Genomic DNA, 13,116 nt, shown 5'->3' on the forward strand with positions numbered 1-13,116 from the left:
GCTTAAACGGAGAGATTAGATCCTGGGGCAGCGCTAAGCTCGCCAGTGACAACATCGTGGCCCACGGTGCCATTTGCATCGAACCGCCTTTCCACCATCTCAAACTGACCATCCTTGCGAACACGCAAAATAGTGCTTGATCGCGTGCCGTAAGAGGGGGTCTTAATAAAGGCTGCTGATAAGGCCTTCTCCCAATCTGGGTTCACGCCAGTACTCGGCAACTCTTGAGGGCTTGCTTCGTGTGTGTCTGCCAATACACGTAAATAGTGATCAGCATTCTTAAGTTGCCCGCTATCCATGGCTAATGTTTGAGCAAATGCTGCTACTCGATGATTTACTTTAGGCCATGGGGTATCCAGCATGGCATTCGATAGACCGTAGACTCCAGGACTTAGCGCCTGCTCAGGAAATACTTTTCGTGGGCGAATGTTTTGACCCATCATGAGGCGGTTGCTGACCCAGTGCATTTCTGCATTCTCTGGATCACTGAGATCTGCCATCAATAGATTGAAACCGTTGTACTGTTCAAACCGTTTTGCATTTTCTTGTATGTAGGCATGGGGTTTGTGTTGGCCTGTGAGATAGCGTAGGCTAAGCTCTCCACGTGTTCTTGCGTCAGGATTTTTTTCACTCGGCGCTCTTACGTTGGTGAGTGCAGCAAAGCGGCCAGTTTTGGTAAAGCCAAGCCATGTACCGGGACTGCCCAATACATCTGCTTTATCTTTTCCTGCTAAGACGTGAGGGTGTTCTGACCACCATCCCATTGGATCAGTATCGCGCTCATAAAATTCATCTCGATTCGCTGCCACAACCAAAGGATAGTCTGGGTGTGATTTCCAGGCGAAGAGAATTAGGCACATGTCAAAAAAATTGGTACGGTAATGAAATTAAATTTCTATTAAAGGGTAGGGCAGTTGGTCTATTTTTAACACAGGGCCATTGCTCATGGCTAGATGGATTTGCCCTGACTCAAGAGCATCTAACTTGCACTCCACTTGAAGATCAATCCGATCGGGATGGTTTGGGTTGCTGGCTGCCAGAACCACCATACCGCAAGGTTGGCTAACATCGCTATCATGGAATAACTCCACGCCAGGCTTTGCGAGATCTAAGGACGATTCGCTTGCTTCAGTATGTGCGAGTTGTAGCCTACGCTTTACTGCGCCACGATATTGACTCCGAGCAACGATTTCTTGTCCGGGGTAACAACCTTTTTTGAAATCCACGCCAGCAACCGATTCAAAATTAATCATCTGTGGAACAAACTGTTCTTGGGTGGCCAGCACAATGCGCGGAATTGCACTCAATACCTCCAAAGAATTCCACTGCATTAGGGCAGACTCATCAATGGCGGATGTATTGCCATCAACCTTCCTTTTTGCAATTAGAGTACGCTGAAAGGATTGGCCTTGTGCAAGTACATCGGGCATGCGCAATGCGAGAACATCGCTGGGAAGAGCGATCGATTGCTCGCCTTGAGAGGTTTGATAGAAGCCAAATACGTCCCAATCGTTTGAAACATCCAGCACCTTTACCTTCGAGCGCAGAACGTACATCGCCAATCGTTTAGCAGTGCTCGCTGCAATATCTTTAGAGATGAAAAGAGCAAAGCGATCATCGGAATCAGCAGACTCCGGAAACAAGGCAAGCCAAGCACTGGCCAAAAGCCGTCCTTTGGGACTGCAGTAACCAACAAGGCGAACAGCTCCAGGACCTTGGGCGGTTTCACCCGCAAGAGTTCGTTTTAGGCTGGTGACTGAATTGCTTAACTGACCCTGAAGTAAGGTGGCGGCGTCGGAACCCTCAACCAGGATTAAGCCCCAATTGGTTAGGCTGGTTAATCCGTGATTTAGGCTAATTGCGGGCATTAGGGTGTTTTCTGGGCTTTGGTTCATGTCCTTTTATCATAGCTCGATGAGTAGAAAATTTCAGAGAAGAACTCTTTTTACAAACCACTCAAACGGTGGGACATGGAAATCCTATGCACTCTACTTGGCCGGCTTTCTTATTCTTCTATATGGAGCCATCTTCTTATGGCCTGTTGTGCCGGCCGCATCCAATATTCCAGGGGGTTCCGCCTACAAAGTCAAGATCGCCCCTCAATCAGGACTATCGGCTATTTCAAACCAGTTATCTGAGCAGGGTATATCCACTAATCCACTGACTCTACAGATTGCGGCAAGAGCGCTATTTGTTGGCTCCAAGCTAAAGCCGGGCACCTATCTACTGGCGCCCCGCGCAAGCTTGGGAAATATTTTGCTGCAAATTGCCCATGGTGACCGGGTCAGGGAGAGTGTTGCCATTATTCCTGGCATGACCATCTGGCAGCTGAGAAGCCTAATAGATGGTCATCCAGCACTGATTCATCAAACCAAGGGCATGAGCTCTAAAGAATTGCTTCAGGCTATTAACCTTTCTTACCCTGGCGATGAGGGTCTTTTTTATCCAGATACCTATATTTTTGATCCAGACGACTCAGATATTTCTATTTACCGCAGAGCATCTCAAGCCATGCAAAAGCAACTGACATCCGCCTGGGAGCAAAAAGATGCTACTTCGCCATTAAAAACCCCATACGAGCTCCTCATTTTGGGGTCTATCGTTGAAAAAGAGACGGGACGATCTAGTGATAGATCGCTTGTTGCAGCCGTCTTTGTTAATCGCCTCAAGATCAATATGCCCCTTCAGACCGATCCGACCGTAATTTACGGTATTGGCCCTAAATTTGACGGCAATCTTCGAAAAGCGGATTTGCGTAAAGACAGTCCCTACAATACTTATATGCACAAAGGTTTACCACCAACGCCAATAGCAATGCCGAGCAAGGAGTCTCTTCAAGCCGTGATTCATCCAGCAAAGAGTGATGCTATTTATTTTGTCGCCCGTGGTGATGGCAGTAGCCATTTTTCCAAAACCTTAAAAGAGCATGAAAATGCTGTTGATCAATTTCAACGCAAACGTAATGTAACCACTAAATCGAATTCACAGTAATTGTTATGACAACTCCATTTCCAGGTTATTTCATTAGTTTTGAAGGTATCGATGGTGCAGGGAAGAGTACGCATATTGACTCCTTTGCCAAGCTTTTAAAGGAACGTCATCCAGATCGCGATGTTGTTATGACAAGAGAACCGGGTGGCACTCAGTTAGGTGAACAGCTACGCGCTTTATTGCTTGACGCCCCCATGAATCTAGAAACCGAAGCACTGCTGATGTTTGCTGCACGACGGGAACATATTGCGCAAGTAATTGAGCCGGCACTAATGGCTGGAAAGATTGTTATCTCCGATCGCTTTACGGATGCTAGTTTTGCTTATCAAGGCGGTGGACGTGGCTTAAGTCTCGAGAAGTTAAATGATCTAGAGCGTTGGGTGCAAGGTCGTCCTGATGGCTCTTTGCTGCAACCTAATCTCACCTTCTTATTTGACTTGCCCGGTTCCGTTGCTGAGGCCAGAAGATCCAAGGTGAGGGAGCCAGATAAGTTTGAAAAGATGGATTTAGATTTTTTTGAAAAGGTTCGTCAAGAATATCTCCGCAGAGCAAAGGCTGATCCACAACGCTTTTATTTAGTAGACGCGACCCGTACGCCAGATGTCATTTGGAATGATCTTGAATCACTAGAGATCAAGCTGTAAATGGTTGATCAGATGTTTCCGCATGAGTCTGCGAAAAAAATAGCTCCTTGGCTTGAGTCTGTTTGGGATGGAATTAATTTTTCTTCATTCCCCAATGCCGTTCTAATCCATGGCCAATCCGGCATTGGTAAGTTTGAGTTTTCTATTGAGCTAGCTAAGGCACTTTTATGCGAGACTTCTGAAGGTCCAAAGCCCTGTAATCACTGTGAGGCTTGTAGGTGGTTCGACTCAGCTAACCATCCAGACTTTATTGCGCTTGTCCCCGAAACACATCGCAAACTTTTGCCTCATGGTGATTTCGATTCTGAATCCGACTCACCCAAAAAATCAAAGGCGAGTCAAGCAGATAGCGATGGCGATGCATCCGAGAAAAAAGAGAAGAAAAGTATTTCAATTGAAGATGCACGAAGTGCAATTGAAGGTCTTTCGATTGGGACGCACCGCGGAGGCAATCGCGTTATCTTAGTTTATCCACTGGAAATGCTCAGGGCAGACTCTGCAAATACCTTACTCAAATCCCTTGAAGAGCCGCCAAAAAATACAATCTTTATTTTGCTAGCAGATCGCCTCGATCGCGTTTTGCCAACTATCCGATCGCGTTGTCGTTTGTTGTTAGCACCACGCCCAGATCGAATCAGTGGATTGACTTGGTTGCGCAATCAACTCGCCTCAGTTCCTGGCATGAAAATTAGTGATGCTGATATTGAATCCATTTATGACGAGCAGGGTGGGGCGCCCTATGCCGTTTTGGATTCATTAATTGCACGTCACAACAAAGATGAAAAAGATGAGCTCACCATTGCAATTCAAGCATCCCGTTATTTATTACAAGCAATGTCACAGGGCGCTCGAATTAATTGGTTAGATGCTGCCGATAAGACGCAAAAAGCTCGTTATTCAATTTTGTTAGCCACGATGCAACGCTGGGTCTCTGACTTACAAAGTTGCGCTCAAATGGGTTCTCCTCGCTATTACCCTAAACATGAAGCGGCGATAAAGACTCTTGCTCAACAAGCACGCCTACCCAAGCTACTGCGTTTCTGGAAGTCCTTAATTCAGGCGCGCCGCCATGAAAATCACCCTCTGGCCACTCGCATTCAGCTTGAAGCCTTGCTTTCTCAATACCAGCAGGTATTTGAAGACTAAAATGGCGAGTCATGTTTATAGACTCCCATTGCCACCTCGATTTCCCAGAATTTCAAACTCGCTTACCTGAGGTTTTGGCCAATATGGCCACCTGCAAGGTAAGCCATGCACTTTGCGTATCAGTTGATATTCCTGATTTTCCTAATGTGAAAAAGCTTGCTGAGGATCATGCTCATTTGTATGCCTCTGTTGGAGTGCATCCTGATTACGAAGATACGCCAGAGCCTAGCTTTGAATTCCTAGTTGAAGAGGCAAAACACCCCAAAATTGTTGCCGTTGGTGAGACCGGGCTTGATTACTATCGAATGGGTGATCGTAGCTATGAATCCATGGAATGGCAAAGAGAACGCTTCAGGACCCATATCAGGGCGGCTATTGCATCTAAAAAGCCCCTCATCATTCATACGCGCTCATCTTCAGCCGATACGCTCCGAATCCTAAAAGAAGAGGGCGCTGATCAAATTGGTGGTGTGATGCACTGCTTTACAGAATCTACCGAGGTTGCCAAGGCGGCCATGGAAATGGGCTTTTACATCTCTTTTTCTGGAATTGTGACTTTTAAGAGCGCCAAAGATCTTCAGGAGACTTGCAAGCAGGTCCCTTTAGAGCGCATGCTGATTGAAACGGATTCACCGTATTTAGCTCCAATTCCATATCGCGGTAAGACCAATGAGCCTGCCTGGGTCTCTAAAGTTGGTGAATTTGTTGCTGATTTAAAGGGCGTCTCAATTGAGCGGCTTGCAGAGCAAACTTCTAGTAATTTTTTCCAATGTTTTCATATAAATAGACCGGTTTCATGAGAAATTCATTTAAATTACATTGCGCATTGAGCGCTGCTTTTCTAGGCTTTTCTAGCCTTGTATTGGCTCAAACAGCAGATCAAATCGCGGATTTCACTAAAGCGGCTAAATTTGACGACATTTCGGAGGTTCAATCCCTTATTAAGGCTGGCGTTAGTCCCAATACATTGGATCCCAAGGGCAATCCGATGCTGATTGTTGCCATTCGAGATAAATCCCTCAAGGTTGCAGACCTCCTAATTGCAAATCCAGCTACTGACATCAATCTTGCCAATAAAAGCGGTGAAAATCCTCTGATGATGGCTTCTATTGAGGGTGAACTTCCTTTGGTAGAGACTTTAGTGCTCAAAAAGAAGGCGGATGTAAATAAGTCTGGTTGGACGCCTTTACATTACGCCTGTACAACTGGAAGGCTAAGCGTGGCTCAATTCTTGGTAGCTAATGGTGCCAAAGTGAATGCATTAAGCACCAGCGATACAACGCCATTAATGATGGCCGTTAGCTCTGGAAATGAGCAGCTAATTAAGTTCCTATTGGATAACGGCGCTGACTTACGCATGCGTAATCATGAAGGCTATTCAGCCATTGACGTAGCTACTTTATTTAGTAAGGAAGATATACGCGAGGGTTTGATTTCCCGATGGGAGAAGCTCTATAAACAGCCATATCCAGGCGGTCCTAAGAAGACTCCTTCATAAGTGACATATGTATTAATTGCGTATAATCATTAATACTCGCACTTCATGCGATGTTCTTAAGATCTACATCTAGATAAAGAAAAAACTAGAACTGACTAAATGTCGGTTCTTGATTCTAAAGCCTCTCAAAAACTAACAAAGAAGCACCAAAAGCAAGTCTTACTTGCCATAGATGACGCTATCCAATTCTTTGGAAAGCAAGCAGCCCTTGCGCGTCGTCTAAAAATCAGCTCTGCAGCCATATCTGCCTGGAAGAGCCTCAAGAACCCTGTCCCCGTAACTACAGCAAAAACCATAGAAAAGCTCAGCAATGGGCTAATTAAAAAGGAGCGTTTCCGCCCCTTGGATTGGCACGTCCATTGGCCTGCTGAGCCGGTCTTGAACAACAAGCACAAACCAACCACTTTACTTATCAACCAAACCACCCCAGAGGAGGGAAAAAAGCATGAACATGCAAACACTACTAGTAAGCATAAATAAAGGCGGCGTAGGCAAGTCGACTATAGCCGGGCAACTTGCCCGCTATGCCGGCACATTGGGCCTTCGCGTGTTAATGATCGATTTAGATGATCAGGGCAACTTTAGTCAGGGGCTTATTAGGACAAATGTGAACGTATTGAAAAATACGATTACCCAAGTCCTAAAAGGCGATCTGCCAGAATTTAACGGTACATTTGATCTGCTGCCGGCCGATGGCAAGGTTACCGCAGAGCTGGTTGAACGGGCAAGATTAAAGACTGATCAAGATGGCGTGGCCATCGAGATTGCAACACTTGCACACCAAAACTTTTCAAAGTTTTTGGACTCAGCAAAAAACCACTACGACATTTGCATTATTGATGGGCCTCCAGCTCTGGATACACGCGTCACCATGGCGCTTGCATTGGCAAGTCATGTGATCTGCCCAATTCAATTAAGCCAAGAATCTATTGAGGGAATGGCCTCTACGCTTAACGCATCTAGAGGAATTTTGCGCATCAAGGGAACCACCAACCCGAAGTTGGATTTTTTAGGCTTTTTGCCCAATATGGTTGAGTCAACCCCAAAGCAGAAGACTGCGTTGGCCGACTTATCCGAGTCTCTAGGAAAGCACTTCTTGCGAGATAACGACGGCAAGTTGATGGTTATTCCTAAGCGTGAATGTATTAGGCAGGCTCAAGGCTTGGGTGTGTCCCTTGCCAGCATGACCTCCACCAACAATGGTGCTCGTGAAACATGGTGGAAATTACGCAATGTCTTTGATGTAGTTTTGGACAGAATGGGTTATTCAGCGCTCCTGGAGGATTTAAAAGAAAAGCAGGATCTTGAGCAACAAGCAGCAAAGCAAAAAGCAAAGCTGGCAAAACTTTATGGACCTGATAGCCAGGTTGAGACCGATGACATAGCAGTCATTGAGCAAACTAAAGCTCAAGAATTGACAGGAGACGAATAATGAATGCTGTCAATAAAAAGCCAATGTTTGATCTATCAGCATTTGATACGCCAGCGATTGCTGACAACCAAGTGGCTGTTGTTTTATCAATTCCTGTAGCCGAGATTTGCGAAGACAAGGATCAACCGAGAACTGAATTCGACCAAGAGCAGCTGGAAAGCCTTGCTGGAGATATTCTAATCAGGGGGGTGCAACAGCCCATATCTGTTCGCCCCGCCAACAATGGCTTCTACACAATCATTCAAGGTGCTCGACGTTATCGCGCTAGCGTTTTGGCTGGCAAAGAAACGGTTCCCGCAATTGTTCAATCAGATGAAATCTTGTTTGATGACTATTCACAAGTGGCTGAGAATACTAAGCGCGCAAACCTATCTCCAATTGATATAGCTCGCTTTATCCAGAAGAGAAAAGATAAGGGTGAGACTAATGTTGAGATTGCGAAGAAGCTCAACGAACCAAAAGAGTACGTTACGCGCCACCTTTCTATTCTAAGCAGCCCTCCTGAAATTCTTGCCGCAATTAATGCAAAAAAACTTAATAGTGCTCAAACGATCTACCAACTAAATCTTCTCTATGAAAAATCACCCAAGGCTGCGTTATCGCTGTTAAATGAAAATGAAAATGTGACACGGCAAATGATAGGGGCTACATCAAAATCTTTGGCAATCGAAGACGAGTCAACTCTGGAAAACTCTCCCACTGAATCTGTCAATAAATCTGTAGAAGAAATCAGCGCTAAAGACCAAATTTTGGAGACGTCTCGCAAGCATATTCTTCGTGAAATTCCATCTGAAAATAATGATGAGGCTGATGAAGGCAATGAGCCTCAAGTGGAAACTAAAGATCATGAAACTGTTAGGCCTCTTCCCGTCAAAACGAAAGAGGAAGTTGTGATCAACAAGAGTCTTTCGGTAGATGTTGCAGGGGTTATACACAACATCAAACTGCAATTAACAAAAAACCCTTCCGCTGTAGCGTTGAGCCGAATTGAGGCTTTAGTTCTAACTAACTATTTTGGCGACTAAATGAGCTCAACCGTGAATCAATTTCAAATTATTGGCTATCTGGGTAATGCTCCAGCGCTTAAGAATTTGCCAGATGGTGAGCAGGTTGCCATCTTGCAAATTGCTACACAAAGCCGCTGGAAAGGTTTGGATGGCTCCTTAAATGAAAAAATAGATTGGCACATAATTTATGCCTATCGTCGGCTGGCCAGCACCTCGGCCGATTTCTTAAAAAAAGGAATGCTCTTAAGAGTTGCGGGCAGCATTGAAAACTGGCCAAGACCAAGCAATCCTGGCAGCAGCCGCACTTACCTTAAGGCTAAGGAGATTAAGCATTTAACAAGCAATTTCCCGGTTCCTAAAGGCGAGGCAATCAAGATCGAGCCACCCGCGATTAATGATTCGGAAATATTTGATGCTGCAAAGTTGGAGTCTGTGAAGAAGGGAATATCGAGATGAGCCAGTTATTCGATATTTCCCAATGCGGCGGGAAGAGGAGAGTGTTAGCGCACCCTCCGACCCCTGGCCAAAGAGTATTACAACGGCTTGATAGGACGGGGGAAGCAAAAAATCCTGTACCCCCTGTTGACCGCTGCAATCGCACTTTGGTTGGGAGCAGTATAGCCAGTTTATCGGCTAAATATGGAGTATTGAGTAGGGAAGTCGGGAAGAAGAGGGTGTTAGCGCACCCTCTTTACCCTGGCCAAAAAGGAACTCCACCCCTTGATAGGACGGTGACGGTCTTTAAAAAGATATCACCTCGCAAAGGCTTTGTTCGCAATGTGGTTGTTGAAATTGTACCGATGAAATACTACTGTTGCAAATTGCCACTAAATTTGTACCCCCAGAACAGAACTACCCTCTTATCAGTGGTGAATTTTTCCGCTGATAACGGTACCTTGGCCCATCGTGGGTTTGATATGCCTAAATTAGTTAGCGCTAAGGCCGGCATTACTGCGATGGTTGGGAGGCCTGTAATGCGCTACACCCCCGCATTTATAGGAACCAGGCTGATCGGTGTTGGTCAGCCCTTAGTACGCTTGAAGCGTCCCCTTGGGCATCACCCAGAGGGAGCCACTCAGGCTAGGGGTGGGTTTACTCAAAAACCACAACTTCCAAAAGCGCTGTCTAGAGATGGATGTTTTATGGAGATTTCCGCATGAGAAGCACTATGTTTTGGAAAAATATTGTGGCTATACAGTTTTTAGTTGTCGCGCCAATTGCAGCGAAAGTCTTCGAATCTTATTTTATTAATCAAGGTTGGATGGCTGGTCTTGCTGCAATTTTCAATGTAGCCATTGGGTTGCTAGTGGGCACCTATGACCAACGATCTATCGGCTGGCAACGCCTGCAGTTCGTCTGGAAATGGCTCGCTTCTGTTAACACCTTCTTGTTGTACTTGATATTTATTTTGGTAACCGCTGAAATAGATCGCCAAATTAGAGAATTAATACTTTTGACCACTTTTCCAGGGTGGCTCTGCGTAGCATTAATTTTCATTCCAAGCGCTAATGGAGAAAATTCATGAACGCATCCACGACTGCCTTCCATGGAACAGACCATGCTGCGACTACGCTCCCAACAAAGGACAAAAATAGTTGCTTCCTTTTTTGGGCGGTCTTTCTCTTGGAAAAATCTTGCAAGTTTTCAGCCAAATTTATTACTAGGATCTCCTTTGCGCCGCCTAATTCGCCCTTAATTTTTAAAAGATTATTGCGGATTGTATCCGGCAGGTCATCAAATACAGTGCCTTCATCCAGTGCAACTAGATTTCTTAAGCAGTATTTCCGCAACTCCAAATTGTTGAGTTTGGTTGCTGCATCTAGCACCCCTTTTAAAGTACTTTGGATTTCAAATTTACTTAGAGATCGTCTTTTAGCAAGAATAAAAATTTCCTCTACCGTGAGTGCATTTTCTAAGCCAAGACTAAAACATTTAATAATGCGTATTTTTAACCGCCACTTCCAAAAAAGACTTGCACCCACAAGAACCAAAACTACAACTCCTCCTCCGAACATAAACATAGTTACCAATAAGATTATCGTTTCTAAGGCTTTGTCCACGGTTGAGTTTCCTTATCGAAGTAGGGTTCTGAAAATTACCCACCGTTCCCGTATTGCGGCTCCACCCGCACGGAAAGAAGTGAGTAATAAATTCTACATAGGAAACTCAACCACCCCTAATTTTGGTGTTAGGAGCTTTTTATGAGCCTTTATCTCTATAACCGAGTGATGGACTCCGCCCTCCGTATGGAGGAAAAGTTGGTTCTAGTCCGATTGGCATTTTCTGCAACCGATGATGCCCTGGCTATTCTTCCATTGGAAAAGCTGGCTAGTGATACAAGCTTCACCGAGGAAGAAGTTAAAAAATACTTAACCAGCTTGACCGCCCAAGGAATCATTGAAGATCGATCGATCTCAGTACGTAGCCCAGATGGATCAATAGCCTTTAGACCTGCCTATCAAATTAAGCCGGAATTATTTCCTAAATGGACTCCTGAACTCCGTAAAGCCCTCATAGAGGAGGATGCATCATGAGCGTTAAGGTTCAATCAATGGTGTGGGATGCTGATATTGAGCACAACCAGAAATTTGTTCTTCTGGCGCTTGCTGACCAGGCGAATGACTTTGGTAAAGAGTGTTGGCCAAGCATTGCTCATTTGGCAGCCAAGTGCAATTTAACGGACAGAGCCATTCAAAAAAATCTAAAAAAATTAGAGGAGCGTGGACTAATTTCTCGTAATGCGCGTTACGGCAGATCAACTTATTTCACTATTTATCTTCCAAAAATTGCAGAGTTAAAAAGGCAATTTGAGGCCGAAACCTCAGAAGATGATCACCAAGATGGTGCGAAAGTTATCCACAGCCCCGAACAAAGTTCACCCCGTCAGAATGACACCCCGAACAAAGTTCACCCCGAACAAAGTTCACCCCCGACAGGAAACCCTGATTCTGTAGATACCCCCGAACAAAGTTCACCCCCGAACTTTGTTCCAAATTTAGAACAAAGTTCACCCCCACCCCGAACAAAGTTCACCCATAACCATCCTTTTAACCATCCTATATCGTCGTCGACGTCAGAGAATGAAGTTATCCACAACCCTGAAAACCAAACATCAAATTCAGTGGCAGGGAATGACTTTGAAAGCGTTATTAGCTTAGTTTCCACTTGGGAGCAGGGTAGAGGTAAGACGGTCAAAATCTCACCAAGTGATCGCACAAAAATTTCCTACTGGCTTCAAGTCGGGGTTTCCTCTAACACCCTTAAGGCAGCCTACGACACTGCGGTCGCTCAACGTCAAAAGCAGGGTGACCCAGCTCCGGTAACCATTGGTTATTTGGATTCAATCATCGCCTCTGCAGGTAAGGCGGGAAAGTCTACTAGTGCCCTAGCGAGTGGAAATGGTTCTGGCCTCAATGCTGCACCATGGTATGTCACTGATGCTGGCATTGAAAATGAAGCGAATCGGATAGGGTGCAAACCTCACCCTGGTGAGCCCTTCCCGGAATTTAAGTTCCGGGTTTTAGCTTACCGACAAATACCCTACGAGCAATACGAGCGAGATAGGAGGGAATACTCAGTCCGCCAATAAATAAACCATAAGAAGCACCATAGAAGTAACCCAACGACTCCATCGAAGAGAAATGAAAAACCGAAAACCCCACTCGGAAATAGTGGGGAGTCTCTTTGATAGGAGTAGTTATGAAGACTTTTAAAAATGCATTAACCATTAAAGGCAAAAGATTTTTAAGAAACACCAAAAATCAATTTGATCGTAAATCTAGTGATATCAGTCTTGTTCATGCGGGGTTCCAAATTGCAATGTTGGGTGTCGCCCTTGAGGCAAGCCCAGCGTTTGCACAGCTTGCTAGAGCTTCCACATTTGCTAATACGGTGTCCACAACGCTTATGTCGGTTGGCATTGCAACCGGATCATCCGCGTCGTTGTGGACGGGCTACAAAATGATGTTTAAGGGCGCAAGCTTTGGTGATGTGTCTCATCTATTGGGTGGTGGCCTACTCGCTGGTGGTGCAACTGCCATCGGTGGCTACTTAATGGCTCCGTAAGGTAAAGGCAGATCGTGGACTCTGTATTTAAAGGTTGCACAAGGCCATCGCTATTGGCGGGAGTTCCAATGCTCCCGCTAATGGCTGTGGCCATGCCATTAATTTTGCTCTCATTTTGGTCTCTATTTATAAGTCCATACCTTACTTTGGTTTGCTTGTGCCTATTAGGGTTTGTTTACTTTTGGATGCGCAAAGTTAGTAGTCATGATGACCAGCGGCTATTACAGCTCTTAAAACGCTTTTTGCTAAGGGTTGCAAAGCATGTATCAGCCAAACATTGGGGGGCAATAACTTACTCCCCAATCAAATATAAAAAACGAAACCGGAAATAAC

The 13,116-nt window shown here is 45.2% G+C and carries 18 protein-coding genes; 15 read left to right on the forward strand and 3 right to left on the reverse strand.

Annotated elements, in window-relative coordinates:
* Nucleotides 1–2 precede the first annotated feature (2 nt).
* Nucleotides 3–860, reverse strand: coding sequence for an NRDE family protein (locus tag ICN30_RS06130; protein ID WP_216274064.1), 858 nt, complete (start codon nt 858–860; stop codon nt 3–5).
* A 27-nt stretch (nt 861–887) separates the two neighbouring features.
* The gene (locus ICN30_RS06135; RefSeq protein ID WP_216274066.1) at nt 888–1,895 is read right to left on the reverse strand and encodes a folate-binding protein YgfZ; all 1,008 of its coding nucleotides are present in this window, start codon (nt 1,893–1,895) and stop codon (nt 888–890) included.
* A 19-nt stretch (nt 1,896–1,914) separates the two neighbouring features.
* Here ICN30_RS06135 and mltG point away from each other — a divergent pair, with 19 nt between their 5' ends.
* The 11 genes from mltG (at nt 1,915) to ICN30_RS06190 (ending at nt 10,243) form a co-directional block, all read left to right on the forward strand.
* The gene (gene mltG, locus ICN30_RS06140; protein WP_216274067.1) at nt 1,915–2,991 is read left to right on the forward strand and encodes an endolytic transglycosylase MltG; all 1,077 of its coding nucleotides are present in this window, start codon (nt 1,915–1,917) and stop codon (nt 2,989–2,991) included.
* Between the two features lie 5 nt (nt 2,992–2,996).
* Nucleotides 2,997–3,635, forward strand: a complete 639-nt coding sequence (tmk, locus tag ICN30_RS06145; protein ID WP_216274069.1) for a dTMP kinase — start codon at nt 2,997–2,999, stop codon at nt 3,633–3,635.
* Entirely contained in the window at nt 3,636–4,781 is a 1,146-nt protein-coding gene (locus ICN30_RS06150) for a DNA polymerase III subunit delta' (RefSeq protein ID WP_255533134.1), read from the forward strand.
* Nucleotides 4,782–4,792: 11 nt separating this feature from the next.
* Nucleotides 4,793–5,581, forward strand: coding sequence for a TatD family hydrolase (locus ICN30_RS06155; RefSeq protein WP_216274071.1), 789 nt, complete (start codon nt 4,793–4,795; stop codon nt 5,579–5,581).
* Nucleotides 5,578–6,279, forward strand: coding sequence for an ankyrin repeat domain-containing protein (locus tag ICN30_RS06160; protein ID WP_216274073.1), 702 nt, complete (start codon nt 5,578–5,580; stop codon nt 6,277–6,279). The genes ICN30_RS06155 and ICN30_RS06160 overlap by 4 nt, the downstream gene beginning before the upstream one ends.
* Nucleotides 6,280–6,378: 99 nt before the next feature.
* The gene (locus ICN30_RS06165; protein ID WP_216274076.1) at nt 6,379–6,759 is read left to right on the forward strand and encodes a Cro/CI family transcriptional regulator; all 381 of its coding nucleotides are present in this window, start codon (nt 6,379–6,381) and stop codon (nt 6,757–6,759) included.
* Entirely contained in the window at nt 6,725–7,711 is a 987-nt protein-coding gene (locus tag ICN30_RS06170; protein WP_216271998.1) for a ParA family protein, read from the forward strand. The genes ICN30_RS06165 and ICN30_RS06170 overlap by 35 nt, the downstream gene beginning before the upstream one ends.
* Nucleotides 7,711–8,736 carry a ParB/RepB/Spo0J family partition protein gene (locus tag ICN30_RS06175; RefSeq protein WP_216274078.1) on the forward strand — a complete coding sequence of 342 codons (1,026 nt, stop codon included), beginning with the start codon at nt 7,711–7,713 and terminating at the stop codon, nt 8,734–8,736. The genes ICN30_RS06170 and ICN30_RS06175 overlap by 1 nt, the downstream gene beginning before the upstream one ends.
* Nucleotides 8,737–9,174 (forward strand): single-stranded DNA-binding protein, encoded by a 438-nt coding sequence (locus ICN30_RS06180; RefSeq protein WP_216274080.1) that lies wholly within the window; start codon nt 8,737–8,739, stop codon nt 9,172–9,174.
* 461 nt (nt 9,175–9,635) lie between these two features.
* Nucleotides 9,636–9,878 (forward strand): hypothetical protein, encoded by a 243-nt coding sequence (locus tag ICN30_RS06185; protein WP_216274082.1) that lies wholly within the window; start codon nt 9,636–9,638, stop codon nt 9,876–9,878.
* Nucleotides 9,875–10,243, forward strand: a complete 369-nt coding sequence (locus tag ICN30_RS06190) for a hypothetical protein (RefSeq protein ID WP_216274085.1) — start codon at nt 9,875–9,877, stop codon at nt 10,241–10,243. The genes ICN30_RS06185 and ICN30_RS06190 overlap by 4 nt, the downstream gene beginning before the upstream one ends.
* Here the strand turns inward: ICN30_RS06190 and ICN30_RS06195 are convergent.
* Nucleotides 10,224–10,778: a hypothetical protein gene (locus tag ICN30_RS06195; RefSeq protein ID WP_216274087.1), complete on the reverse strand. Its 555-nt coding sequence runs from the start codon at nt 10,776–10,778 to the stop codon at nt 10,224–10,226. The genes ICN30_RS06190 and ICN30_RS06195 overlap by 20 nt on opposite strands.
* A 141-nt stretch (nt 10,779–10,919) precedes the next feature.
* Between ICN30_RS06195 and ICN30_RS06200 the strand changes: the two genes are divergently transcribed.
* The 4 genes from ICN30_RS06200 (at nt 10,920) to ICN30_RS11745 (ending at nt 13,115) form a co-directional block, all read left to right on the forward strand.
* Nucleotides 10,920–11,252 (forward strand): hypothetical protein, encoded by a 333-nt coding sequence (locus ICN30_RS06200; protein WP_216274089.1) that lies wholly within the window; start codon nt 10,920–10,922, stop codon nt 11,250–11,252.
* Complete coding sequence (locus ICN30_RS06205; RefSeq protein WP_216274091.1) at nt 11,249–12,307, forward strand: helix-turn-helix domain-containing protein; 1,059 nt, start codon at nt 11,249–11,251, stop codon at nt 12,305–12,307. The genes ICN30_RS06200 and ICN30_RS06205 overlap by 4 nt, the downstream gene beginning before the upstream one ends.
* A gap of 110 nt (nt 12,308–12,417) precedes the next feature.
* Complete coding sequence (locus ICN30_RS06210; protein ID WP_216274093.1) at nt 12,418–12,783, forward strand: TrbC/VirB2 family protein; 366 nt, start codon at nt 12,418–12,420, stop codon at nt 12,781–12,783.
* 14 nt (nt 12,784–12,797) lie between these two features.
* The gene (locus ICN30_RS11745; protein WP_216271989.1) at nt 12,798–13,115 is read left to right on the forward strand and encodes a VirB3 family type IV secretion system protein; all 318 of its coding nucleotides are present in this window, start codon (nt 12,798–12,800) and stop codon (nt 13,113–13,115) included.
* Nucleotide 13,116: the final 1 nt, after the last annotated feature.

The organism is Polynucleobacter sp. 31A-FELB (assembly GCF_018882405.1).
In the GTDB taxonomy this organism is placed as follows: Bacteria; Pseudomonadota; Gammaproteobacteria; order Burkholderiales; family Burkholderiaceae; genus Polynucleobacter.